Origin of the sequence: Legionella moravica DSM 19234 (assembly GCF_000423305.1) — a bacterium.
GTDB classification, from domain to species: Bacteria; Pseudomonadota; Gammaproteobacteria; order Legionellales; family Legionellaceae; genus Legionella; species Legionella moravica.
Map to the genome: position 1 here is coordinate 98544 of NZ_AUHS01000003.1, position 25053 is coordinate 123596.

A 25053-nucleotide genomic window follows, 5' to 3' on the forward strand; every position below is an offset into this window, starting at 1 on the left:
CAATATTCTGATATATTTTAATCTGCAACAATATGCGAGCCTTTTACTACAAAAAGCTTCAAACTATTGATTCTGTCAGGTGATCAGAGCAGCGTTCTTTCAGCCCTGCCCCTATCAATATCACTAACGATTCACTTTCAGGAAATTGTATGGCGTTAAATAGTTCAACCGTACTCATGGTGCCTCCGGCAAGTTTTCAGTTTAATCATGAAACAGCCACAAGCAATACGTTCCAATCAGCAACGCATATTGATGATAGCGAAATAAAGGCCATGGATGAATTTAATGCCATGGTACTCAATTTAAGAGAGCAAGGGGTTCAGGTATTAATCCTGAAACAAAATAAACTATTACCCGATGCTGTTTTTCCCAATAACTGGTTTTCCACTCATGTTGATGCCGAAGGCCATAATATCCTGATAATTTATCCCATGCTTACCCCGAATCGGCAGGCAGAAGTTAACATCGCTGGATTAACTAAAGTATTCAATGAGGCTCAGTACACGGTGGATAAGATCATTGATCTGAGAAATCATGACAATAACATTCTGGAGGGAACTGGAAGTCTGGTCTTGGATCGCAATAATCAACTGATTTATGCAGCTCTATCTCCGAGGACATCGCCCGTCATGGTCAATAAAGTTGCCGAGATTTTGAATTATAAACCGATTGTTTTTAGCAGCGTTGATGAACATGCTCATCCTGTGTACCATACTAATGTCATTCTAAGTATTACTCAAAATTACGCTATCGTCTGTTGGGAATCGATAAAAGATTCCCTTCAAAAATCTGCTCTGTTGCACAGTTTTAAAATAACCCAAAAGCACGTAATTGAACTATCGTATGATCAAACTCGGCATATGTGCGGAAATGTACTGGAGCTTATTAACAACAAGGGAAAGAGCATTTTAGTCTTATCCAATCAAGCAATGAATCATTTTAACAAAAAGCAATTGGAAACCCTGCAGCACTTTTCAGAGTTAGTGCCGGTTGATATTGAAACTATTGAAACTATTGGCGGTGGAAGTGCCCGATGCATGATGGCGGAAATTGTTTACTAATTAATTCAGCGCGAAGAATATCTGGAATAACATTCTTGTCAAAGAAATATCGAACCTCTACAATCCCAAATTCAGTGAACACTCTGCAATCTACTCAGTGAAGAGCGTTACCAATCTTATGAGGAACTTACTTAATTTTCTCCAATAATAATCAAAGTGAGAATATTTTCATGATGAATAACAATTATTTCGATAGTCCCTTTAAAGGAATACCCTTATCAGAGCAAGTTACAAATCCCAACATTATTGTTGGACGACACAGTTACTATTCGGGGTATTATCACGGTCATTCCTTTAATGAATGTGCACGATATTTGCTGCCTGATGAGCCCGGTGTAGATAAGCTGATAATTGGCAGTTTTTGCTCAATAGGTACCGGCGTTTCCTTTATAATGGCAGGGAATCAAGGACATCGAATGGAGTGGGTTAGTACCTTCCCGTTTTTTTACACAGGCGATGAATACGCGCAAAATGCCATTGATGGATTTAAAAATGTTGGGAATACAGAAATAGGTCACGACGTTTGGATAGGTGCAGAAGCGATGATTATGCCGGGCATCAAAATTGGCCATGGAGCTCTAATCGGTGCACGCTCGGTTGTAACAAAAGATGTTGAACCGTATACAATTGTTGCTGGTAACCCTGCAAAACCCATTCGAAAACGCTTTTCTGAAGTACAAATCAAACAATTACTGACAATGGAATGGTGGAATTGGCCAGAGAGTCTGTTGGCCTCAGCCATGAAGTATTTATGCTCCACTGATATTGATGGGCTGTTTAATTTCTGGTTATCACATCAAAAAGAAACGATAGCGTAAATGCTCAACCAGGCTCTTTATGTTTGGATCTTATGGTCTATCATAAAGAGTGGTTAATTGCATCTTCTAATATCAGTCAAACAATCATTAACGTTCCAAATCTGAAAAGTAACCTAAATCCAAGGATACATTCTTAAAAATTTATTCTTTTATCCAATTGATGAACATGGGCAACAAAAATATTCGATATAACAGGGTTCTCCATCTTAGTTGTATTTGGAGTTTATCAGACGGCACGATCAACTCCCTTCTCCCCTGAGGGAGAAGGGCTGGGGATGAGGGTGGAGATTTGGCACACTCTTTATTGAACCATTGACATAAAAAACACAATTGATTTATTTCTCTGGTTTTATCGAAAATGAACGGGGATGCAGAAGAATATACCGGAAGGGAGGGATGGTTTTTACAACTACTTGAAACTGTGCCAAATCATCACCCTCATCCCCAACCCTTCTCCCTCAAGGGAGAAGGGAGTCTTGCTGATTAACTCCAAATACAATTAAGATGGGACAACCCTGATCTGTATAAAATATCCTCTTTATTTTTCATAACCCAGCTGATAATATCTCCGCATCCTGGCTCATAACATTCGAGATAAATAATTTGACTCTTGTTTCAAATAAATTCGTCACGACTCATTTACCTGACCCCCGCCAAACAATAATTGAAAAAGTCGTTATCATTATCCCAACTTATAATGAAGCCGCAGTTATAGCAGAAACAATTCATCAGGTATTTGATTGCGTAGAGCCACTGAAAAGCCATGATATTCATGTGTTAATTTTTGATAGTGCTTCTAAAGATAGCACGCAACACATCGTCCAAAACTTACAATGCACATACCCAAAACTTCATTTGAAAAGTGAATCAACAAAATCCGGATTAGGTTCCGCGTATTTACAAGCGATGAAATATGCACTGACAGCACTCGATGCAGACATAATCTTTGAGTTTGATGCTGATTTGTCACACCAGCCTAAATACATTATCGGTATGCTGGAACTGATTAAAAACTGTGATTGTGTCGTAGGTAGTCGCTACGTTAAAGGCGGAAGCATACCCAAGAACTGGGCGTTTCATCGTAAACTGTTCTCAATATTGGGCAACTACATCGCCCGTTCAGTGCTCACCCACAAGTATAAAGATTTCACAAGTGGTTTTCGTGCAACAAGGCGTCACATACTCCAAAAAGTATTACCTAAAAGCTTCCTATCGAACCAATATGCGTATAAATTGGAACTCCTCTGGTTGCTGCACAAAAATAACGCCAAAATTTGCGAATACCCTATTGAATTTATAGATAGGGAAAAAGGAGTCAGCAAATTGCCTAAAAACTGCATCATTGATTCGCTTAAGGTAGTTTTTACACTTCGATTTTATGAGCTAAAGCGGTTTTTAAGTATGTGCCTGGTTGGCTCCATGGGTATGCTCATTCAATTCATGGTCTATAACGTATTGCGCGAATATCTTACTCCATACAACGCATCACAAATTGCGGTAATAGCGGCTATTATCAATAACTTTATACTGAATAACCGATTTACGTTTAGAAGCCACTCTTTTGTTGGCTGGTCATTTAAAATGAAGCGCCTGGCAGGCTTTGTCATTTACTCACTAGTCATGATATATCTACAAAGTCATTGGATTAAATTAGGAATCAGTTATTTGGGTACCGGTACCTTGCAAGAGAATATATTATTAGCGACAGGGATAGGGCTTGGTTCTTTATTAAATTATTTTACCTATACTCGCCATATTTGGGCTGAACGAATTCCATCATAAATATCGATGGAGCGCAAAGTGCAGTTTTAGCAAGCAACCTGTTTTCACCTTAACGTGCCAAAGGATAATTCGTGATAAAAAAATCCAAATTGTGTTTTTTTATTTATTTTTCAATTTTGCTAATCCTGGCCCCGTTTAGTCTACCTTCTTTTGATACTTATTATTATTGGGACTGGAGCCGTCATTTAGATTTATCCTATTATGATGGTTCACCAATGATTGCTTATTTGATCAAATTATCGACGTTGTTTTTTGGCGATACAGTTTTTTCATTAACTTTTTTAGGCATAGCAGTCACTGCCCTAACCAGTTGGATTATATACATTACAGCGAGGCAATTTTTGTCGCAAACAGCCAGTTATGTCGCTACATCATTGTGGTTATTTTCGCCGTTAATGACGTTAGATCTGTTACAACAAACAACCTATGATACACCATTATGCTTATTTTGGGCGTTAACACTTTATTACGTTATTCACTATTTAAAAAATCATGAAAGCCGTACAATATATTTTATCGGTATCAGTATTGGCTTAATGTTATTATCAAAATACTCAGGAATTGTTTTAGTTTTAGCATTACTTATCTTTCTGATTTCCACTAAATATCGTTGTTTATTCAAAACCAATCACTTCTATCTTGCCCTCCTGATCGCAGTTATTTGTTTTAGCCCAGTTATCATTTGGAATTATCAACATGAGTGGCAATCATTTTTATATCAGTTAAAAATTCATCAACTCAAGGAGAATACCAATCACCTGAAAGCGATATTTCACTCCTTTTTTTGGGTTATTTTACCTTCACTAAATATCATGTTACTCCCAGCTCTGTTATGTTGGATACATAAGGATTCAACAAAATACTCCAAAGCTAAATACAATTACATCGAACACATCATACTGCTATGTCAAATTATCTGCATCACGTTTATAGGCTTTTATCTATTTACTGCATATAAAGCAATTATCAGGGATAATTGGCTTACTCCATATCTGATTGCCAGTGCTTTGTTAGGGGGATATTGTTATCAAGAATATTTCTATCGTAAATCTGTAGCTATTGTTCTCGTCGTATATACTCTGCTTTGCGTACTGATAGTCATAAATAACAGTACTCTTTATCGCATTATTCCAACAAAAAAATTAATTTATTATCGACTGATTCAACAAGTCAATGAGCAACTCAAGAACATTCCATCATCCATATTTTCTTCTGGATGGTTTGAGGCACGAATGTTGTTTTTTATTAAAAATAAACCCATTATCTATACTTTGGATTGTGGATCATTACAGAACCAATACTCAATTTGGAGTAAAGACATCAACCAAAAAATAGCAAATAAAACTGTTCAAGAAATTTTATTTATTGATTTAAGGGACAGAAGTGAATGTTTAAAAAAATACTTTGAACGATGCGAACAGTTACCTACACAAACACAAATAACGCCCAAAGACATATACTCGGTATATGCATACAAATGTACAAATAGGGTAGATCTTTCGAATCACGATCAACCGCTTTTAACGGCTACTCAATAAGCAATAAGGTGCTCATCAGAAACTTAAAGTGAACACAAGAGTTCCATATTATTGTCCTGGAGTTTTTCATAATTCCAGTAACGGTATAAAAATCAGGTCCCAATATATTCATTGGGATTTGCTCACTATTCCTGACTTAAATGAGTTTTTCTTTCCTGCATGGTTTCAACACTGTTGATTACCGTCTGATGACAAATTTCTTTCATAACGGGAATGTCCTTTAGCGGTATGCCTTCGTGTATGGTGTAGGCAATTAGAAAACTGTCCTGCCATACCTTTTCATTTTTTCTCGCCTTGGCCTTAACCCATAAAGCAATCCAGAGAAAATGAAATTGCCATTTATCCCGATGCAATTCCATTTCTTCGATAAACACAGCATCCATGGCATCGGCTAATCGACACACCTTAACTCCGTCGACAAAACTGCTGTTATGATTCACTATTTTATCAATAAGCGGATTTTCTATATACCAGGACTCAGTAAATTGTTTGTTTTTAAGCCAGGATTTTGAGCGTTGCAATGATTCTTGTATGGCCTCTTGTGTGAACGGAGTGATTTGTACACTAAGCTGCTCAAACAGGTATTCCAAATCCAGTTTCTTTGGTCTCAACCGAATTCCTGACAATTCCTGAATTTCCAGAAAATGCAAATAAGGAATGTCACCCTTTTCTATCGTTATAGCAAGAAAATGCTCAACCATTTGTTGAAAATAGGATGTGTCTACTTCTCGTAGAGTGACACTTTCGGCAAACGCCTGCTTGTAATATTCGGTTACTTCGTTGGCTGGAATGATTGGTGTAATCCAGGCATCCTTTAAGCCCATCTCGAACTTTAATAATAAACCACAAAGCCGATTTTTCCGGTTTTTGCGGATATGGATGAAAATGCCCTGGGAACCGGTTCCATCGACTTCAGTTGCCTTGATCTCCATCCAGACGGGTTTAGGCTCCACTTCAAATACCACGCCTTTTTTACGTTGTATTTTAATCCAACGATCAAACATAGTGTGGTAACTCTCTGGATACCAATATTTTATAACCTGTAAACGTGAAAGGGATATAGAGGTCAAAGTCACTTTATCCATCACCTGATCCAGGGTCGCTACAGCAACTTCGCGTACTTCTGATTTTGGATGCAATAAAGTCAATAAAGCAATATCATGCCCTTCATCGATACTGTACAAATCAATGATCAAATCAGCAAAAAAGTCTGCTGGCATTGCGTAACTTTGCGCAAAAAAATTTTCAGCAATATCAAAAGTTGACAGATCGGATAACTCATTAATTAAATCCCGAATGGAATCTAAATGAGACACCGGATCAATCTCGTCTATATGGTCATCTTCCTGGTTGGCCAAATCAAAGTATGCGTCTTTTAAGTTCTGAGTCAATTCTACATGAACCTCATAGAATGCATTTAAAACCGGCAACCAGAAACTTAAACTGTGTTTTTTGGTTTGAATCACATCAGCCAGATGATTCATTAACTGATTTAATGATTTTGAAGTGACTTTATTATGTGCATCGACAGCTGCTTGTAATTGAGCCACACAGATATCCAAGGCAAATACACACGCAGAGTAAACAGGGGGGCCCTCATGTATCAGATCTTCATCCAAATCATTTAATAAATCGATAAGTTTCAGTGCATACTCAGGATGCTGAAAAAACAAGGCATATAGCTGCGGATCAGGATCGTCATTATGTTCAATTAATTCCGCCATTTCCGCTATCAAACGATGCAAAAGTTCAGGTTGATTCGTCATATATGTTTTGGTACCTGTCTTGGTTTTCCCTGTTCATCAATGGCGACAAAAACAAAAGTACCTTCTGTTACTTGATATTTCTCACTCTGAGTCGCTGGAAGTGCCCATACTTCAACGCCTATAGTCATTGAAGTAGTGCCTTGCTTTATCAGCTCAACATGACAGCTGACCACATCCCCCACATGCACCGGTTTCAAAAATGACATCGAATTTATAGCCACCGTAGCAACTCGTCCCTGAGCTATGTTTTTGGCCAGAACCCCGGCAGCCAAGTCCATTTGCGAAACAATCCATCCGCCAAATATATCGCCATTGGCGTTTGTACTCATAGGCATAGCCAAGGTCTGAATGGTCAGTTCACCTTTGGGTAACCGTGTCATTATTCTCCACCACGCTTTAATTTGGCTAATGCATCAGCCATTGCAGTATTAAATACGGTTTTCTTCACTGGTTCTGATTTTTTAGCCGGTTCGGTTTTTTTCTTATGCTCCACCTTTTTCATTTCTGGTTGCTTCTTGGGTGGTGCTGTTTTTGCAGTCTTTTTAGCAGCAGGCTGTGAACTATCATCCCCTAGTTTCATGCTTAAACCGATACGTCTGCGTTCTTTATCTACTTCAACAACTTTGACGGTGACAATATCGCCAGCTTTAACCACAACCCTGGGATCAGTGATGAACCTATTGGTCATTGCAGAAATGTGTACCAATCCATCCTGGTGCACCCCAATATCGACAAAGGCACCAAAATTAGTCACATTGCTGACCACTCCTTCCAGAATCATCCCCTCATGAAGATGATTAATGTCTTCAACACCTTCTTTGAACTGTGCCGTTTTAAATTCTGGCCGCGGATCACGCCCTGGTTTTTCCAGCTCACGTAAAACATCTCGAATTGTGGGTAAGCCATAAGTATCATCAACGTATTTATCCGCATTTACACTTTGCAGAACTTCGCGATTACCGATGATTTGAGGAATATCCAGTTTCTGATCAGCAATGATTCGCTCAACAAGAGGATAAGCTTCGGGATGCACACAGGATGCATCAAGGGGATTCTCACCCTTCATAATACGCAGGAAACCAGCTGCTTGTTGAAACGCTTTTTCCCCCATGCGATTAATATTTTTTAATTGCTCCCGATTGACAAATGCTCCATGTTCATCGCGATACTGGACTATATTCTTGGCTAAAGTCTCATTGAGTCCTGAAACATGGGCCAGCAACGCGGCTGATGCGGTATTTACATCAACCCCAACAGCATTCACACAGTCTTCAACCACGCCATCAAGACAGCGAGCAAGCCTTGCCTGGTTTACATCATGCTGATATTGTCCAACTCCAATGGATTTCGCTTCAATTTTTACCAACTCGGCCAAAGGATCCTGTACACGCCGAGCAATTGAAACGGCGCCTCTCAACGTTACATCCAAATCTGGAAATTCACGGGCCGCAATCTCGGAAGCCGAATAAACGGAAGCACCCGCTTCACTGACGATGATTTTAGTTAATTGCAAATCAGGGTACATTTTAATCAGATCAGCAACCAGGCGTTCAGTTTCCCTTGAACCGGTACCATTACCAATACTGATTAAGTTAACATGGTGTTTTGCCGCTAATTTCGCTAAATCAGCAATGGATTGATGCCATTCATTTTGTGGGGCAAAGGGAAAGATGACGGTGTAATCGAGTAACTTGCCTGTAGTATCCACTACAACCACTTTTACTCCAGTTCTAATGCCTGGGTCCAAACCTATAGTAATTTGAGGTCCTGCTGGAGCAGCAAGCAATAAATCGCGTAAATTTCTGGAGAATACTTTGATCGCTTCCTCATCAGCCATTTCACGCAAACGAGTTAACAGCTCCAATTCCAGTTTAGTAAATAATTTAACTTTCCAGGTCATGCGTACTGTTTCAAATAACCAGCTATCGGCTTTTCTCTGCTGATCTGCAATGTTAAAATGTGCTGCAACCCGATTCTCTCCGTAGTTCAAATCCTGTTCTGGAAGAGTGAGACTTACCTGCAAAACACTTTCACGCCGCCCACGGAACAAAGCAAGTGCACGATGAGACGGAATTTTCTTAATGGCTTCAGAATAATCAAAATAATCGGAAAATTTATTTACCGTTTCTTTCTTCTTGGAGCTGCCTACGGATTTAACGATCGCATGTTGCCATAAATACTCACGCAACTCATTGATCAAATCCGCATCTTCAGCAAAATGCTCCATCAATATGTGTCGAGCGCCTTCAAGTGCTGCTTTAACATCTTCAACACCCAGTTCGACATTAATATACTGAACAGCCTGCTCTTCGGGATCAAGAGTGGGATCCTTCCACAACGCAAGAGCCAATGGCTCTAATCCTGCCTCGACAGCGATCTGAGCTTTGGTGCGTCTTTTCGGTCTAAAAGGCAAATACAAATCTTCAAGGCGCGTTTTAGTGTCCGCGGCCAGGATACTCTGCTCTAATTCAGGAGTTAATTTTTCTTGCTCCCGTATGGACTGCAGAACCACCGTACGTCGTTCATCCAACTCACGTAAATAGAGTAACCGTTCTTCCAGATAGCGCAATTGCACATCGTCAAGTCCTTCAGTCGCTTCTTTTCTATAGCGAGCAATGAAAGGAACTGTTGCTCCCTCATCCAGCAAACGAATAGCAGTCTCAACCTGCGACACCTTTACCTTAAGTTCTTGCGCTATAATCGCAGCTGACGCTAACATCTCTTGAGCCATTCACATCCCCGTAAAACATGGTAAAAAATCGACACATTATATACTCAACAGGTATTGTTGCGATATATAAAGCATCCAATATTAATCTTAAAAACCCCACTCATCCTCTTTCCGGATAAACGGGCGCTTTTTTAATACACCAAACCGTATCCTTTACTTTTTTTAATCCTCGTACAAAAAAATGATCCGAAGCATCCAATACGCGTGATATGCTGCTTAGACTGCGAATTTCTTCACAGTTTTTATAAAGCGCTTGTACCTCTTCATCTGTAACGCTGTAGGGAGGTCCTTGCATCTCCTCTTGATTATATCCCATAGTTTTCAGCAAAATCTTCCCCTCAGGCTTTAACCAATTTAAACACACATTGACATATGTAGCTCGTAATTTGGCAGGCAATGCAATCAATGCCGCTCTGTCATAAATGGCATCTACAGGAGGTATAAAAGAAGAAGGTAGTTTAAATATATCCGCAACCCAAATACTGAATTGTTCATTAAAATACTGAACAATCTGGCCGAATTCCTTTTTATGAAACAATAAACCCTGCTCATCAGCGAATTGTTGTACTGCCTGTTCACACAATTCAATACCAACGACCTGATACCCTTGCTGAGCTAACCAAAGCATATCGAGGCTCTTGCCACATAAAGGGACTAGCACAGTAACAGGTGTTGAAAGCTTTAATTCGGGCCAGTGCTTGATAAGACCTGGATTGACCTCTTCTTCATGAAAAGCAGTGCGTCCCTGCTCCCATAATTCAATCCAGAATTCCCTTCCGTTACTCACTCTACAGTCACCGATTTAGCCAGGTTACGTGGCTGATCAACGTCAGTACCTTTTGCTACAGCTACGTGGTAGGCCAATAGCTGTAAAGGCAATGTATACGCTATGGGAGCAATCCAGGAACCGCATGATGGAACTTTAATCAATCGTGCACCGTTTCCTTTCCAATCCTGAGAATCATCCACAAAGACAAACAATTGTCCGCCTCGCGCACTCACCTCATGCAAATTAGATTTTAATTTATCCAAAAGCTCATCATTTGGAGCAACCGCAACTACTGGCATGTCTTTATCGACCAAGGCAAGAGGCCCGTGCTTTAACTCTCCAGCAGGATATGCTTCAGCATGAATGTATGAAATTTCCTTAAGTTTTAAGGCACCTTCCAGGGCAACAGGATACTGTACTCCCCGACCTAAAAATAAGGCATGAGCTTTATTCACAAATAAAGAAGATAAGGCTTCAATTTCTTCATTCATCTTTAAAATTCGCTCACAGCATGCGGGTAATTCCTGTAACTGATTTAACACGTCCTGTGCTCGATCATCATGACAAAGCGCAGCAGCCAACATCAAAAAGGCTGCCAGCTGTGTAGTAAAGGCTTTAGTCGAAGCAACACCAATTTCAGTTCCCGCACGAGTTAAAAAGACACAATCAGCTTCTCGTACCAAGGTACTGGTGGCAACGTTGCATATGGCCAGACTGGCTAAGTAATTCATTTTCTTTGCTTTATACAACGCCGCCAGAGTATCCGCTGTTTCACCCGATTGTGACACCGTGATGAATAAGGTATTTTCCGAAACAACCACATCCCGATACCGATACTCACTGGCAATCTCAACCTGAGTAGGAATACCGGCCAGGGATTCGAGCCAATATTTAGCAATCAACCCCGCATGATAACTGGTACCGCATGCGACTATATGAATTTGTTTGACTTGAGGAAATACGTGGGAAGCACGCTCTCCAAAACTTGCTTTAAGTACTTCTGGACTGTTAATACGCCCTTCGATAGTGTCAGTGAGTACTTTAGTCTGCTCAAAGATCTCCTTAAGCATGAAATGTCGATAAGGCCCTTTACTGACTATTTCTGAATCACTGGTCAGGGGATGGGTTGTTCGTTCAACCAACTCTCGTCCGGCATTATAAATTTGCACCTGATGGGCAGTTATGCACGCGCTGTCCCCTTCTTCCAAATAAATGACCGATTGTGCGAAAGACCTTAAAGCCAAGGCATCGGAGGCGATAAAATTCTCGCCGATCCCAAGGCCAACAACCAGGGGACTTCCCTTGCGAATTGCGACCAGCTCGTGTGGTCTTTGTTGATGAATAACTCCAAGAGCGAATGCTCCATGCATTTCTGATGCTGCAGTTTGTACCGCTAATAATAAGTTTTCATGCTGTATATAATAGTAATGGATTAAATGAGCAGCAACTTCAGTATCTGTCTCAGAGGTAAATTGATACCCACTTGCGATAAGACGTTGTCTCAACTGATCGTGATTTTCAATAATCCCATTATGTACCAAAGCAATTTGCCCATGAGACAAATGAGGATGTGCATTTTGCTCAGAAGGCTTTCCATGGGTAGCCCAACGCGTATGGGCGATTCCAGTATTACCAGCAATTGCCGTTTCTTGCATGGCATCAGCCAAATTTTGTACTTTACCTTGAATTCTAACTCGCTTTAATCGAGAGTTATTATCGATTACTGCAATACCAGCAGAATCATATCCTCTGTATTCCAAACGTCTTAATCCTTCCAGCAAGACTTTACTGATATCCCTTTCTGAAACAACTCCCATAATCCCACACATAACCCGCTCCTCATTCCGGAAACTGCTTTATAGATGTTCTATCTATGTATTTATTTATAGTACCTAAATTCAGCTTATGATTCATTTTCAATGACAGGTCATACTCAATTTAGATTGCGAAAAAACATTCCTCATCAAAGATGAGGCAGTCAATTAAAAAGAGGAATTATGCCATAAAGATGAGTAAATCACTAAAGCAATTGCCTGAACAATACTACAATTTTTGTTCAGGCACTATTTTGCTCTATGCTCGAGGGGATTCTGGCTGCTTACACGTTACAGCGTAACCATGCTCTTTCATTGCGGTACAGACTTCAAAAGCAAAATATTGATGAGCCCGCGTGCTTGGATGGATCTCATCCCAGAATAAATAATCTTCAGGCACATCACACACGTGATAATTGGTTTCGCCAGGTGCAAAATTATTCTCTTTATGCTGAAGTACCTGAGCGTATCTTAGAACAAAGTTATTAGCAAAGGCCGAACGTTCAAGCCCCTGGAACATAGGAAATTTAACATCGATGCATGCGTCGGTTACGTTGGCAAACCCATAGTTCTCTGGATTATTGACTGCTCTTTCCAGATATTCCTGGGTATTGATGAAGAAAATGTCGGCATCAGGATAAAGTTGTTTCCACTCATCAACACGAGCCGCCAATCGCTCATTATGTGTGTCAGAAGCAAAATTTAATAATTCCCTGTCCGCTGTTTTAACAAATTTTGGAGTATCTCCCGCATGAGGAACACCCAACACAATAATGCGTCTTGCTCCAGCTTGCGCCAGCTTCAATACAGCAGAACTAACACCGTCAACAATGTTATCTATATAGGCACTCATCACAGCGGAATCGTATTTATCCTCATACTGCAAGGCATTGATATAATCATTACCACCTGAAAACACAAAATACACCGTCTCATGACTTAATTTTTGATGTTCTAATAAATAGGCTTGTACGGTTAATCCAAGGCTGGGGGGAATCAATTTTCCTACAATTAATGTTTTAATAATTCCCAAAGGATGACGTATCACATTCCAAACGGTGAGCTGAGTGTCATAGGTCGCAGCCCAACTTCCGCCAAAAGCCCGGTTTAAATAAACATCGTCATCATCTTTTTGAATGGACAACATGTCGGCCAGATATTCATTCCAGACACGACCATTAGAAAATCTGGATTTCCAATAAGGTTTACCTGGTAATATGGGTACTAATTTAACCTGGGCAATTAAATTAACGATATAAGGAGCCAAATCATGATCAAAAAAATCGGTCACAGCAAGAATTCCGGCATCCAGGACTACTTGCGGGACATAATAATCATTCGCAAACTCGATCATTTTATTGATAACAAAGATTTTAAAAGGAGCCACAATATAAGCGGGGTTTTCTTCGTTGCGTAAACTTTTAAGCAGATGAGTAGTATTCCCGGTATCAGATAAACTGTCCCCAAAGACAACTATAGATTTAACAGGGATGGATGCAGTACTAACTAATGGAATAAAAAATAGCAAAATACACAGCCAGCGACACATTCTCTTGTGATGATACATACCAATCTCCTTATAAAAGCTAGCAAACCCAATTTAACGTTAGCTTGATCCTAAGAGTACGATCGGTATGAAATTGTTGTCAACGCATTATGAAATTTTTAGAACAACTGGTTTCTAATAGTGCATTTAAATCATTCCTATTGATTAAATTGTGAGTAAATGTTAATTTTTACCAAATTTTTTTGTCATTTTTAGGTAGTCCCGTGAAAGAAATAGTCATCGCTTCATTTTATAAATTTATACCTCTGATTGATTTTGAAACCCTGAGAGAACCCATGTTGGCTAAAATGCGTGAGACGGGCATTAAGGGTACCATTATACTTGCTCATGAAGGCATTAATGGCGGCTTTGCAGGTACCAGGGAACAAATGGATGTTTTTTATCAATACATGCACAGTGATGCTCGTTTTGCCGACCTGAATTTCAAAGAGACATTTGATAATGAAAATCCGTTCGATAAAGCCAAGGTTAAACTCCGTAAAGAAATCGTTACCATGGGCGTTCAAAACGTGAATCCTGTTGCAAATGAAGGCACCTATCTTGATCCGCAACAATGGCATGAATTGATTCAGGATCCCGAAGTCATTTTGTTGGACACTCGTAATGATTATGAGTTTGAACTGGGCGCATTCAAAAATGCAATTAACCCTGATATTGAAAACTTCCGTGAATTTCCTGAGTACGTAGAACGCCATTTGAGTGACAAAAAAGATAAAAAAATTGCAATGTACTGCACTGGCGGTATTCGTTGCGAAAAAACAACGGCATTTATGAAAGAACAAGGCTTCCAGCATGTATACCAGCTGCATGACGGAATTCTTAACTACATTGAAAAAATCCCCGAAACGGACTCATTGTGGGAAGGAAAGTGCTTTGTTTTTGATGATCGCGTTGCGGTAGATCAAAAATTAGAACGTGTCTATCCGCAGCTGCCACAAGATTACAAGGATGAGAGATACCCCAAATAAATTCGGACCGTTCGATACAATCCTGTTCAGACTTACTCTGCGAATTCCCAACACATGAGCTTGGGAACTCGTTTAAGATGAGCCCAAGAAACAGCATTCATTCAGGACGATCGTTTTTTCAAGGTTAAAATGGCATTTAGATAATATGGCTCGATAATCCATAGCATTAATGCAACCTGCATGTATCTCATCATACCTTTCAGTTATAATAGATTCTTTTTACAGTTCAGGCGTCTTATGACAACCAAAAAACAATCCGACTCCAGCATCGCGCTGAATAGAAAAGCCGGTTTTGATTTCTTCATAGAAGATCAATACGAGGCAGGCCTCGTCCTAGAAGGTTGGGAGGTTAAAAGTCTGCGCGCAGGAAAAATCAATCTCTCGGATGCCCATGTCATCATTAAATACGGCGAAGCTTATTTATTAGGGGCGCAGATTCAACCATTGAAAACAGCATCGACTCACTCAATCCCCGATCCAATACGCACTCGCAAATTATTATTAAACCGCAAAGAATTAAACCATTTGATTGGCAGCGTTGAACGTCAAGGCTATACCATCGTGCCCCTGTCTCTCTATTGGAAAAAAAATAAAATCAAAGTAAAAATAGCTCTGGCTAAAGGTAAAAAAGAACACGACAAAAGGGATACCATCAAAAACAGAGAGTGGCAAAGAGATAAATCGCGCCTCATGAAAAAGAATCATTAAGGAGAACGTTGATGCAAATAGGTCAAGAAATACCAAATTTTGAATTCCATGCAACGAATCAATTAAACGCTCATATTCATGACTATAAAGGTAGAACGGTGATTCTCTATTTCTATCCTAAAGATGCAACCCCAGGCTGCACTACCGAAGGCCAAGACTTTAGAGACGCTCATTCGAAGTTCCAGGCGATGGATGCTGTTCTGTTTGGTATATCACGAGACAGCCTGAAATCTCATGAAAATTTTAAAAGCAAATACAATTTTCCCTTTGAATTGATCAGTGATCCCGAAGAACATTTATGCCAACTGTTTGATGTCATCAAAATGAAATCTATGTATGGAAAACAAGTTCGCGGTATAGAGCGCAGTACCTTTATCATAGATAAAACTGGTGTTTTAATCCACGAATGGCGAAAAGTTAAGGTCAATGGACATGTCGAAGAAGTGCTGAACTATGTAACATCATGCTAACTCGCTCTATTCAGCTGTTTGTTGTTATTGCCTCTTCAATACTGACCTTGGTCGCCACTGATATTTTACTACCCAGTCTGCCTCAGATTGCCCAATCATTTGCTGTCCCCTCTAGCGAGGCAAAATTAATCATTTCAATTTTTATGCTAGGCCAATTTGCAACAGTGCTTGTTTGGGGAATCATTGCCGATCTAATAGGACGTAGGCAAACCTTATTAACAGGCATGCTGATTTTTCTTATCGCTTCAATACTGAGCCTTTATGCTCATTCAATAAACTTCCTCTTGGCCTGTCGATTCCTGCAAGGAACAGGGGCTGTAGTGGTTCCTGTTGCAGGCTGGGCTTTAATCCAGGATCTATACCCCAAAGATGAAGGGGCACGGATTATGTCCTGGATTGGCACCCTTGTCGCAATGCTTCCTCTTTTTGCACCGGCAATCGGTGGTAAAATAGATGTACTTTACGGCTGGCAAATGAATTTGTATGGGATTGCCCTATATTCTACAATTTTGTGCATTTTGATGCTTATTTTACTAAAACGCTCAGCCAATAATAGCAATAGTGCAGCCCATGAATTAAAAGAAACATTGCTTATTTACAGCAAGATATTAAAAAACAAAACCTTTATTTCCTACATTGCTCTTTTTGGTTTGTTGAACTGTGGCGAATGGTGTTTTCTTACTGTGGCTCCTTTTTATTACGATCACATTCATATCTCTCCGGATAAGATGGGTATTTTACTGATGCTTACCTCAATGGGATTTCTTTTTGGTTCCATGCTGGCATCCAGGTTATTCAGCCGGCTGGGGGTAGACAAAACCTTTTCATTAGGAATACACATCGCATTAGCAAGCAGCGCCCTACTTCTTGTGGGCAACTACCTCGGATGGTGTGACTATCAGATATTTAATGCCATTGATATCAGCATGTATATATTTAGTTCCGCACTTCTGTGGGGTGGATCAACGTCGAGAGCATTACAGTGTTTTGATGAATTTCGTGGTTCCGCTTCAGCGGTTCGAAGCCTAATCCTGTTATGTTTCTCCGCGTTCGGCACCTATTCAGGAAGAGTGCTCAATCATGAAAGTTTACTTCCAACGGGAATTGTTCTCTTGATTTTAGCCTTGTGTGCCTTATTTGTGTTTCATAGTAAAGAACTAAAAGCAGAACGGCTTAGCACTGAAGTGGTCTATTAATTATAGCTGAAAAATCTTAAATAATTGTTCCTAAACAAAAAAATATAGTTCTTGACGTCTTTAACTTACCTCCTCACAATGAAGATAGGCCAATAGTTCAAGCGACACAATATGAATCCAGACGCCTTAATTGATCTCTCAGGTGGTATGGTACAACTTGAATTATAAGAAATACTATTTTAGCTGACAGGGTGACCCTATGGATAATACCAATATTGGACTAAAGCTGTTCGTGCTTGATACAAATATATTAATGCATGATCCCACTGCAATTTATCAATTTGACGAGCACGATATTTATTTACCAATGGTGGTTCTGGAAGAACTGGATAGCCACAAAACAGGTACTTCAGAATTAGCACGCAACGTTCGTCAAACAAACCGCATGCTGGTGGAATTGATGAGTAACGCATCACATGAACAAATTGTATCCGGTCTCCCTATCCCCAGTTTCATCCGCTCCAATAAAGGAAGCGTAAGCGGCAGATTATTTTTTCAAACGGATGAATTTGATCAGGTAGTACCATCCACTCTGCCGGGGCACAAAGTAGATAATACCATCCTGGCAACAGCATTAGGCTTACAAAAAAAATACGCTGGCAAGAGACAGGTAGTTATTATTTCCAAAGACATTAACTTGCGCATTAAAGCAGGAATTCTGGGAATACCAGCTGAAGATTATTACAATGATCAAGTGCTGGATGATGTAAATCTTCTGCATCGAGGACTGCATATTCTGGACAACGATTTTTGGGATACTCACGCCAAAGACATGGCATCCTGGCAAGAAAGCGGAAAAACCTTTTACCGGGTCAGTGGCCCCTTGGTCAAGGAGTGGAATCCTAATGATTGCATCAGTACACAAGACGATGAATTTCAGGCCTTGGTAAAAAAAATAGACGGTGAACATGCCGTAGTTCAGCTGGTACGTGATTACACCCAAGCAAAAAATTCAGTTTGGGGTATTACCGCACGTAATCGTGAACAAAATTTTTCTTTAAATTTACTGCTCGATCCGGACATCGATTTCGTAACATTGCAAGGCTCTGCCGGTACAGGGAAAACATTACTGACCATTGCTGCCGGACTGACTCAAGTCATGGATCAAAATCGTTACAACGAAATTTTAATGACTCGGGTAACCATCCCTGTGGGTGAGGATATTGGCTTTTTACCAGGAACCGAGGAAGAAAAAATGACCCCCTGGATGGGGGCATTAATGGATAACCTTGAAGTACTTCATGGTTCTCAGGTGGGAGGCAGTTTTGGCCGTGGAGCAACACAAGATTTATTACAAAATAAAATAAAAATTCGTTCTTTAAATTTCATGAGAGGACGTACTTTTTTAAATCGCTACATCATCATAGACGAGGCACAAAACCTGACCTCAAAGCAAATTAAAACTCTGGTAACTCGTGCAGGTCCGGGCAGTAAGATCATTTGTCTGGGGGATATCAAACAGATAGATACGCCGTACTTATCGGAAACTACTTCGGGATTAACTTTTGCGGTGGATCGTTTCAAGCACTGGGAACACAGCGCACATATGACTTTAACCCGTGGAGAACGATCAAGGCTTGCATTTTATGCCGCGGAGCATTTATAGTACGTGTTTTACGAGGATTAATCATGACCGATCAAGCCATCACTTTTGATGATGTTTTACTTGTTCCCTCATACAACCACCATGAATCGAGACGTGTCGTTGACACGTCTAACACGGACCGATTGGGTAAACTGAGCTTAAATCTCCCGGTGATCAGTTCCAACATGGATACCATTACTGAAAGTACCATGGCAAATTTCATGCACAGCAAAGGAGCTATGGGAGCGTTACATCGCTTTATGTCTATTGAAGAAAACATTCAAGACTTCAAAAAATGTCATGGCAACGTTTTTGTTTCCGTAGGCTGCACTGATGCGGAATTACAAAGAGCCGAAGCATTACGTGATGCAGGTGCTGATTATTTTTGCGTTGATGTAGCTCATGCCCATGCAAAATACGTCGGTAAGACGCTGAAAAGTTTGCGCAAATTGCTGGGCGACCGCTGCATCATGGCAGGAAATGTTGCCACCTATGCAGGTGCCGATTATCTTGCTTCCTGTGGCGCAGATATTATTAAGGCAGGTATTGGAGGCGGTTCAGTTTGCAGTACGCGAATTAAAACGGGATTTGGAGTTCCGATGCTCACCTGCATCCAGGATTGTTCACGTGCCGATCGCTCTATTGTCGCGGATGGAGGGATTAAAACCTCCGGGGATATAGTCAAGGCACTGGCCTTTGGAGCTGATTTTGTCATGATTGGTGGAATGTTAGCAGGAACCACACCAACACCTGGTGATGTCATTCAAAAAGAAGATGGCTCAAAAGTCAAACGCTACCGCGGTATGGCATCCAGAGAGGCGCAGGAAGCATTTTTAGGTCAAATGCACGAATGGAAAACTGCTGAAGGAGTCGCAACAGAAGTTCCATTCAAAGAAAATCCTGATGGAATAATTGCTGATATCGTAGGTGGCTTAAGATCGGGTCTAACCTATGCTGGAGCAGATACAATCAGTGAATTACAGCGAAAGTTAAATTATCTGGTGGTAACCCAGGCAGGTCGTATCGAAAGCTTGCCTCATAAATTGCTTGAGCGTTAACAGTATATGAGATCAAGCTAATCGGATCATTCATGCTCAGGTTAGCTTGCTGTTTTATTGCAAATCTCCATAACATAAAATGCTCTGTTTAAAACATGCAGGGAACTCATAATCCAAATTAAATATTCATTGCATTGCCCAAATCTTCTGTAGGTTCCATATCGGGCTGTGTTTTATTAGCCTTCGATGATTCTTGACTTTTTTGATCATAAGCAGAGGTATCTGCCAATTTTAAAGGTTCTTCTCCCTTCGGTGAAGGGGAATCTGGAAATGGGGTCATTGCAGACACAGACTCATTCTCTGCCGATACATCGGCACTTTGCTCCTGTTCAGAAGTGGGGACATCGCCAGAAGGGTTGACACTAACCTCATCAGTAGGTTTATCACTGATCGCTTCAGTAACTTTGGGGCTGACCTCATCATTCGGTTTGACACTGACTGAATCAGATTGTTCGATACTTACCTTTTCTACAATAGGGGGATTATTCTCATTACTACGACTCTGAGATGCTGTTGACGACTGTTCAGATGAAGGAGAGGGTTGTTGATTTGCTGGCTCGTTTCCTGACTTGGAAAAAGCACTCTTAATTTTATCAACAGCAGCATCGGCTCCTTTTTGAGCCAGATTTCCCGCAATGTTTCTAATGGGATCGTATAATGCGCTATTAATTTTGGAAACAGTGCCATAAAGCTGATTAAACAATTGCATCATGGGATCATCTGATTTTTCCGCTTGCTCTTCTTCTTCTTGCTTTTTCTTCTTTCTTTGATTTTCAGCGAACTGATCTGCAGGGGCTTGTGCCAACTTGCTCAATCCTTCTTTCGCTTTTGAAGCAAGAGCTGCGCCTTTTTTGGCAAAATCAACCGCTTTATCTAAAAAACTTGGGCCTGAATCAGGGGCTGGTGTTGGGGAAGATGTTTTGGAAGCACCTGCTGTACTCGTTGTAGATGTTGGTTCGGAGCTTTGTGGAGTATTCTCTGCCATATCAAATTACCTATTTAAAACTTATTTAAATAAATTATAGTAGCTAAACAGTGATTTGCATTTTTTAAACACGAAATTAACTTTTATTTAACAATTAAATTTGATTTTCACCATTCTGAACTTTTTAATGGGCATTGCATTGAATCGGTCTCAGAGGTAACTCATGTTACATAGCTCGGCTGAAATGGACGAACAGCTTAAGGTAGGATTGGTCTGTATTCGGAGATTCTGTATTTTGGTGAGGAGGTCGAAAATCTCAAAATAACCAAGAGATTGGATCAAGATGACTGGCTAACTCGCTCTATAACAAATAAGAGTCTATAAGGCCATAACCAGTTCAGGATTCTGAGCTATAACCTGTGCCGCTTGCTGTATTAATTGAGCGGTATTTAACTCATGCTGCGATCCGCTGATTTTATGATTGTATGCTTTAGCTTTTGCATCATAAAGATCGAAAACAGTAGAAGATTCTAAAGGCTCATTTGCACTATCCGCAGTCATTGGAGTTAAATTCATCTAAATCACTCACTAAAATTATGTATTATAAAGCAATTATATCAAAATAAGTTCTATAATAAATTAAAGGCTCAATAAAAATAATGCTGTTTCACCATCTTAAAAGCAGGTAAGCCATGAACGATAACGACTTTCGCTACATGAGACGCGGTAAACAACTCTCAGGGTTAACGAAGGAAGAACTAACCCTTCTTAAGCCCATCAACCAACGAGGGGTGGAGTTCGAGCGTGCTTTACTTGTACTGCATGGTTTTTCATCTTCTCCGGCAGTTTATCGCTATATTATTCCAGAAATAAAGCACTACGATGCTATTGTGTGTCCGGTTCTTCCCGGTCATGCTGAGAGTATTGAAGCATTTTCTCACGCCAAAGCATCTGAATGGTTGTTAACAGCACACCATGCCTGCGAAACACTAACCAAAGAATACAAGAAAGTCGATGTATTAGGCCTATCTTTGGGAGGTTTATTAGCCTGTGAACTCAGCCAGCGTTTTAACCTGAATCATCTCTTTCTCTTGGCGCCGGCTTTAAAACTACACATGAAAATAAACTCCATGCTCAAGCTAGCCCAAATACTAAAATATTTTGGATTTCGTCATCTTCGTAATGCAGCAGGAAACCTCAAAACCAACGAACATGCTGAAATTGCTTATAGAAAACTTCCGATAAATTCTATAATAGAAATGCTGACTCTGGCCCAACAATATGAATGGGTTCCACCTACCTGTCCTGTCGACCTGTTTCTAGGTGCCTTTGATGAAGTCGTTGCATCAAAAGAAGTGGAGCAATTGTTTTCATCACTTCCCAATGTCACCATACACTGGTTAAGAAATTCTGCGCATGTATTACCATTAGACAGTGATCTTCAAGAAATAATAAAATGCATTAACAGGGATTAGATTGGTTCACTGATCAGATAGAGCGTCAGGACTTTGCTGCACATGATGACACGGGATATTCAGTACGACAATCCGAAAAAATTGCCGTACTCATCCGGCTGCGCTAAGGAAATTGTTTGTTATATCGATTAAAGTCCTCTCTATCAAACTGACTCCATTCACGCAAATCAAGTACAGAACCATTATAAGCCATAAAATCAGCTCGAGTTGTTGGAATATTAAAATAGTAGATATCACTGGCATCTGTCGCCAGATTGCTTTGATGATTCACTGCAGAAATTTCCGCAACCGATTTATCATGGGTCTTCACAAAACTTCGTTGAGCGCGTAAATAGCGCCCTTTAAACTGCGCAACACCCCACAGCTCGACATCAAGTTTATTGACTATTCCAGCCAATTGTACTCTAGCAGCACTTTTTGCCCGAATGATCAAATCGTTGCTTTTTACCCAATACAGGCTTAACCAGGCATCACCATCAATATCAAGCTTGGCAAGATTAACAAATCCCGTTAATTGAACTTTGGGATTTCCTTTTAAATAAACGTGCAAATTACGGCTTGTTAGACCATTAATTTGTGTTAGCCCACCACCAACTACTTCCAGGCGCTGCAACCCTATAGTTCCTGCCAATCGGGTTGTACCCGGATTTGAAATGTACAGATTTAAGTAACTGGTATGCAATCGGCTACCGCGTATAGAGCCAGCACCAATATATCGAACACCGTTTAAAAATTTACCGCGAATGTCTGCATTAACCGCCCCAAAACGTGGAAATCCTTTACCTAAAGCTAAATATAATGTTCCGTTGGATACTACTGAAGTGACCTGAGCCAAATCTCTGGGATCACCCGTTAACAGAACCTGAGGCTTTTTATAGCCAGTATGCAAATGAATGTTCATTTGTCCTTGAACGTCCACTTGGTTAAAAGCAGGAACCTGCCGATGCTGGTTCATACTGCTGCTTGGATAGTGAGATACTGGAACAGGCGTCTTTTGCCCATTATGAATGCAACCAGCCAATAAAAAGGCCATTAAAATCAATGAATAATACCGCTTAAGCATAATCTTCATTCCTATTTCAATAATCTCTCTACATTAGAGTAAGTTATAGTAATGTGCAAGGCAGTATCCCTGATTAGGCACAGGCCAAATGATCATTTGGCCTCCAAAAAACTAATACCAGCTGTCTTTACTAAAATCTGAGATAGTGACATTGCTGGAGCACGAATCATGATATTGATGATCAGGAGCCTTATTAATTAAGGATGCCACAGGCTCATTAAAAGGAATTAATGACGGTAATTGAATAAATACATCGACCAGATAACCGTCCTTACACCCCAAATAAATTTTTCCGGCGTTGTTTGAGCCAAAAGCCTGGCTGATGTTCTCACGTAACAACGACAACTGTACCGTCTTACCTTTATGTCTCGTTAAAAATTGACCAAAAGCAGATTCATCCACTTCGCGCGCTAACTTCATTGCCAATGAAAAATAATCATCCGGTTTTAACGCCTGGCAACTACCGTGTTTGTTCCATTCATGTCGCTCCAAACAACTACCGTATTTATAACTTGGCATGAATATTTTTAGTTGTTCATCAACTGATGAAGATAAATTCAAGGGAGTGTAATCACAATGATTGGCGCGTGGTTTCACATCACAAAAGCCATATCTTTGACCACAATTATCCTGATTTGGCCATAATCCATGCAAGGTCAAATGATTGGCCTGATAGGAGTTTACCGTTAATTTCCTGCATTCAGGCTTACCGGCTTCATAGCCATAAGTTTGACAAAATCCAGGTTGTGAACTGAGAGCTAAAACATGTGAGTCGGCCATACCGGATCTAGAATCACATTTTTCGGTATTGCGCTCGGTATACTCTGTAAGGCCACAATCAGCACTGACCCAGCGTAACGTATTATGATGCTCGGGAATAACGACGCGCAACCAATCCGGTGGGCTTTTATTAATTTCTTTTAGTGGATACTGCTGATGGATTTGTACCATTAAATTGTCGGGATTTGTTTTATTATTCTTAGACAGGTATGCGGGGCATGTTTTCGTTGCTTGGAAAGTACCACTTACTGCATTTAAGGCGTTTACATTAACAGAAAAAGCAAGGAACAACAGGGTGAGAAACTTTATCATTATGCATCCCGACCATAGTTTGGTACGCACATTATACCTAAGTCCTTTTCGAAAGCCAGCTTTAAACTATTCTGTAATCAAATTTGATAAATAAGGATTTTTTTCCATCTTCTTCAGTGACGTAACCAAGCAAATCTAAACCAATTGAATCGTTAATGAGGTTAAAAAAATTTACGAGTGGGCGAAATTCTGTATTAAAATTTTATCAAAAAAACAGTTTACCGATACCAAAACGATGAAACAGTGTCACTTTTCTATCTATTTCACACGATTCAGATCTTGTAAAATTTCTCACTCTTGCCGCAGCACGGACGCAAACAGCTCGAGTGAGACAATTTAAGAAAAAGCGCTTTTATAAAGCAGTTACTTCCTCAGCTTGCAGCCCTTTCGCACCTTTAGTCACCAGGAACTCAACTCGTTGACCTTCCACTAAAGTTTTACGCCCTGCACTGCTGATAATGGATCTAAAATGAACAAAAACATCATCCTGACCATTATCCCGACTAATGAAGCCATACCCTTTATCATCATTGAACCACTTAACGTGACCAGTTTCTTTAACAGACATTTCTACATTCCAATTAAAATTAAACACAAACCTGTGATCAAATTCAGGTAACAAGGAGAAGCTTTTAGCGTAATTAATTCGAATTGCTCAGAACAGCCC

At 40.2% G+C, this 25053-nt stretch carries 22 protein-coding genes; 11 read left to right on the forward strand and 11 right to left on the reverse strand.

Annotated features, from left to right (window positions below):
* Nucleotides 1–149: 149 nt before the first annotated feature.
* The 4 genes from G543_RS0100405 to G543_RS16785 all read left to right on the forward strand — a co-directional run bounded on the left by G543_RS0100405 (nucleotide 150) and on the right by G543_RS16785 (nucleotide 5199).
* Nucleotides 150–1061 carry an arginine deiminase-related protein gene (locus tag G543_RS0100405; RefSeq protein WP_238584738.1) on the forward strand — a complete coding sequence of 304 codons (912 nt, stop codon included), beginning with the start codon at nucleotides 150–152 and terminating at the stop codon, nucleotides 1059–1061.
* Between the two features lie 173 nt (nucleotides 1062–1234).
* Entirely contained in the window at nucleotides 1235–1879 is a 645-nt protein-coding gene (gene catB / locus G543_RS0100410; protein ID WP_051190544.1) for a type B chloramphenicol O-acetyltransferase, read from the forward strand.
* A gap of 660 nt (nucleotides 1880–2539) precedes the next feature.
* The gene (locus G543_RS0100415; protein WP_028382757.1) at nucleotides 2540–3661 is read left to right on the forward strand and encodes a glycosyltransferase; all 1122 of its coding nucleotides are present in this window, start codon (nucleotides 2540–2542) and stop codon (nucleotides 3659–3661) included.
* Between the two features lie 71 nt (nucleotides 3662–3732).
* Nucleotides 3733–5199, forward strand: coding sequence for a glycosyltransferase family 39 protein (locus tag G543_RS16785; protein ID WP_051190533.1), 1467 nt, complete (start codon nucleotides 3733–3735; stop codon nucleotides 5197–5199).
* A gap of 125 nt (nucleotides 5200–5324) precedes the next feature.
* Here the strand turns inward: G543_RS16785 and G543_RS0100425 are convergent, their stop codons facing one another.
* From G543_RS0100425 to plaC, 6 genes are all read right to left on the reverse strand, one after another.
* Nucleotides 5325–6965, reverse strand: a complete 1641-nt coding sequence (locus G543_RS0100425; protein ID WP_028382758.1) for a hypothetical protein — start codon at nucleotides 6963–6965, stop codon at nucleotides 5325–5327.
* On the reverse strand, nucleotides 6962–7345 hold the full coding sequence (locus G543_RS0100430) for an acyl-CoA thioesterase (RefSeq protein ID WP_028382759.1): 384 nt from the start codon (nucleotides 7343–7345) through the stop codon (nucleotides 6962–6964). The genes G543_RS0100425 and G543_RS0100430 overlap by 4 nt, the downstream gene beginning before the upstream one ends.
* Entirely contained in the window at nucleotides 7345–9696 is a 2352-nt protein-coding gene (locus G543_RS0100435) for a Tex family protein (RefSeq protein WP_028382760.1), read from the reverse strand. The genes G543_RS0100430 and G543_RS0100435 overlap by 1 nt, the downstream gene beginning before the upstream one ends.
* A gap of 100 nt (nucleotides 9697–9796) precedes the next feature.
* Complete coding sequence (locus G543_RS0100440; protein WP_028382761.1) at nucleotides 9797–10483, reverse strand: thiopurine S-methyltransferase; 687 nt, start codon at nucleotides 10481–10483, stop codon at nucleotides 9797–9799.
* Complete coding sequence (gene glmS / locus G543_RS0100445; protein ID WP_028382762.1) at nucleotides 10480–12294, reverse strand: glutamine--fructose-6-phosphate transaminase (isomerizing); 1815 nt, start codon at nucleotides 12292–12294, stop codon at nucleotides 10480–10482. The genes G543_RS0100440 and glmS overlap by 4 nt, the downstream gene beginning before the upstream one ends.
* A gap of 244 nt (nucleotides 12295–12538) precedes the next feature.
* The gene (plaC, locus tag G543_RS0100450) at nucleotides 12539–13846 is read right to left on the reverse strand and encodes a lysophospholipase/glycerophospholipid:cholesterol acyltransferase PlaC (protein ID WP_028382763.1); all 1308 of its coding nucleotides are present in this window, start codon (nucleotides 13844–13846) and stop codon (nucleotides 12539–12541) included.
* A gap of 203 nt (nucleotides 13847–14049) precedes the next feature.
* Between plaC and trhO the strand changes: the two genes are divergently transcribed.
* The 6 genes from trhO to G543_RS0100480 all read left to right on the forward strand — a co-directional run bounded on the left by trhO (nucleotide 14050) and on the right by G543_RS0100480 (nucleotide 19831).
* Entirely contained in the window at nucleotides 14050–14814 is a 765-nt protein-coding gene (gene trhO, locus G543_RS0100455; RefSeq protein ID WP_028382764.1) for an oxygen-dependent tRNA uridine(34) hydroxylase TrhO, read from the forward strand.
* Nucleotides 14815–15051: 237 nt separating this feature from the next.
* On the forward strand, nucleotides 15052–15522 hold the full coding sequence (smpB, locus tag G543_RS0100460; protein ID WP_028382765.1) for an SsrA-binding protein SmpB: 471 nt from the start codon (nucleotides 15052–15054) through the stop codon (nucleotides 15520–15522).
* Between the two features lie 11 nt (nucleotides 15523–15533).
* Entirely contained in the window at nucleotides 15534–15992 is a 459-nt protein-coding gene (locus G543_RS0100465) for a peroxiredoxin (protein WP_028382766.1), read from the forward strand.
* The gene (locus G543_RS0100470; protein ID WP_028382767.1) at nucleotides 15986–17188 is read left to right on the forward strand and encodes an MFS transporter; all 1203 of its coding nucleotides are present in this window, start codon (nucleotides 15986–15988) and stop codon (nucleotides 17186–17188) included. Before G543_RS0100465 ends, G543_RS0100470 begins: the two co-directional genes overlap by 7 nt.
* Before the next feature lie 199 nt (nucleotides 17189–17387).
* Nucleotides 17388–18794, forward strand: coding sequence for a PhoH family protein (locus G543_RS0100475; protein WP_028382768.1), 1407 nt, complete (start codon nucleotides 17388–17390; stop codon nucleotides 18792–18794).
* Between the two features lie 23 nt (nucleotides 18795–18817).
* Complete coding sequence (locus G543_RS0100480; protein ID WP_028382769.1) at nucleotides 18818–19831, forward strand: guanosine monophosphate reductase; 1014 nt, start codon at nucleotides 18818–18820, stop codon at nucleotides 19829–19831.
* 118 nt (nucleotides 19832–19949) lie between these two features.
* Here the strand turns inward: G543_RS0100480 and G543_RS0100485 are convergent, their stop codons facing one another.
* Together G543_RS0100485 and G543_RS0100490 are read right to left on the reverse strand one after the other, a co-directional pair.
* On the reverse strand, nucleotides 19950–20816 hold the full coding sequence (locus tag G543_RS0100485; RefSeq protein ID WP_028382770.1) for a hypothetical protein: 867 nt from the start codon (nucleotides 20814–20816) through the stop codon (nucleotides 19950–19952).
* Between the two features lie 318 nt (nucleotides 20817–21134).
* Nucleotides 21135–21332 (reverse strand): hypothetical protein, encoded by a 198-nt coding sequence (locus G543_RS0100490; protein ID WP_028382771.1) that lies wholly within the window; start codon nucleotides 21330–21332, stop codon nucleotides 21135–21137.
* A 116-nt stretch (nucleotides 21333–21448) separates the two neighbouring features.
* On the opposite strand from G543_RS0100490, the gene G543_RS0100495 reads away from it, so the two are divergent.
* Nucleotides 21449–22231 carry an alpha/beta hydrolase gene (locus tag G543_RS0100495; RefSeq protein WP_028382772.1) on the forward strand — a complete coding sequence of 261 codons (783 nt, stop codon included), beginning with the start codon at nucleotides 21449–21451 and terminating at the stop codon, nucleotides 22229–22231.
* Between the two features lie 103 nt (nucleotides 22232–22334).
* Here the strand turns inward: G543_RS0100495 and G543_RS0100500 are convergent, their stop codons facing one another.
* From G543_RS0100500 to G543_RS0100510, 3 genes are all read right to left on the reverse strand, one after another.
* On the reverse strand, nucleotides 22335–23294 hold the full coding sequence (locus G543_RS0100500; RefSeq protein ID WP_028382773.1) for a GIN domain-containing protein: 960 nt from the start codon (nucleotides 23292–23294) through the stop codon (nucleotides 22335–22337).
* A gap of 111 nt (nucleotides 23295–23405) precedes the next feature.
* Entirely contained in the window at nucleotides 23406–24386 is a 981-nt protein-coding gene (locus tag G543_RS0100505) for a ribonuclease T2 family protein (protein ID WP_028382774.1), read from the reverse strand.
* Nucleotides 24387–24738: 352 nt separating this feature from the next.
* The gene (locus tag G543_RS0100510) at nucleotides 24739–24954 is read right to left on the reverse strand and encodes a cold-shock protein (protein WP_018578299.1); all 216 of its coding nucleotides are present in this window, start codon (nucleotides 24952–24954) and stop codon (nucleotides 24739–24741) included.
* Nucleotides 24955–25053 lie beyond the last annotated feature (99 nt).

Bases quoted from the DNA above. Each gene is read 5' to 3' on its own strand.
- G543_RS0100405 (WP_238584738.1), top strand. From the start codon at position 150: ATGGCGTTAAATAGTTCAACCGTACTCATGGTGCCTCCGGCAAGTTTT.
- catB (WP_051190544.1), top strand. From the start codon at position 1,235: ATGAATAACAATTATTTCGATAGTCCCTTTAAAGGAATACCCTTATCA.
- G543_RS0100425 (WP_028382758.1), bottom strand. From the start codon at position 6,965: ATGACGAATCAACCTGAACTTTTGCATCGTTTGATAGCGGAAATGGCG.
- G543_RS0100430 (WP_028382759.1), bottom strand. From the start codon at position 7,345: ATGACACGGTTACCCAAAGGTGAACTGACCATTCAGACCTTGGCTATG.
- G543_RS0100435 (WP_028382760.1), bottom strand. From the start codon at position 9,696: ATGGCTCAAGAGATGTTAGCGTCAGCTGCGATTATAGCGCAAGAACTT.
- glmS (WP_028382762.1), bottom strand. From the start codon at position 12,294: ATGTGTGGGATTATGGGAGTTGTTTCAGAAAGGGATATCAGTAAAGTC.
- plaC (WP_028382763.1), bottom strand. From the start codon at position 13,846: ATGTATCATCACAAGAGAATGTGTCGCTGGCTGTGTATTTTGCTATTT.
- smpB (WP_028382765.1), top strand. From the start codon at position 15,052: ATGACAACCAAAAAACAATCCGACTCCAGCATCGCGCTGAATAGAAAA.
- G543_RS0100465 (WP_028382766.1), top strand. From the start codon at position 15,534: ATGCAAATAGGTCAAGAAATACCAAATTTTGAATTCCATGCAACGAAT.
- G543_RS0100470 (WP_028382767.1), top strand. From the start codon at position 15,986: ATGCTAACTCGCTCTATTCAGCTGTTTGTTGTTATTGCCTCTTCAATA.
- G543_RS0100475 (WP_028382768.1), top strand. From the start codon at position 17,388: ATGGATAATACCAATATTGGACTAAAGCTGTTCGTGCTTGATACAAAT.
- G543_RS0100480 (WP_028382769.1), top strand. From the start codon at position 18,818: ATGACCGATCAAGCCATCACTTTTGATGATGTTTTACTTGTTCCCTCA.
- G543_RS0100485 (WP_028382770.1), bottom strand. From the start codon at position 20,816: ATGGCAGAGAATACTCCACAAAGCTCCGAACCAACATCTACAACGAGT.
- G543_RS0100490 (WP_028382771.1), bottom strand. From the start codon at position 21,332: ATGAATTTAACTCCAATGACTGCGGATAGTGCAAATGAGCCTTTAGAA.
- G543_RS0100495 (WP_028382772.1), top strand. From the start codon at position 21,449: ATGAACGATAACGACTTTCGCTACATGAGACGCGGTAAACAACTCTCA.
- G543_RS0100500 (WP_028382773.1), bottom strand. From the start codon at position 23,294: ATGCTTAAGCGGTATTATTCATTGATTTTAATGGCCTTTTTATTGGCT.
- G543_RS0100505 (WP_028382774.1), bottom strand. From the start codon at position 24,386: ATGATAAAGTTTCTCACCCTGTTGTTCCTTGCTTTTTCTGTTAATGTA.
- G543_RS0100510 (WP_018578299.1), bottom strand. From the start codon at position 24,954: ATGTCTGTTAAAGAAACTGGTCACGTTAAGTGGTTCAATGATGATAAA.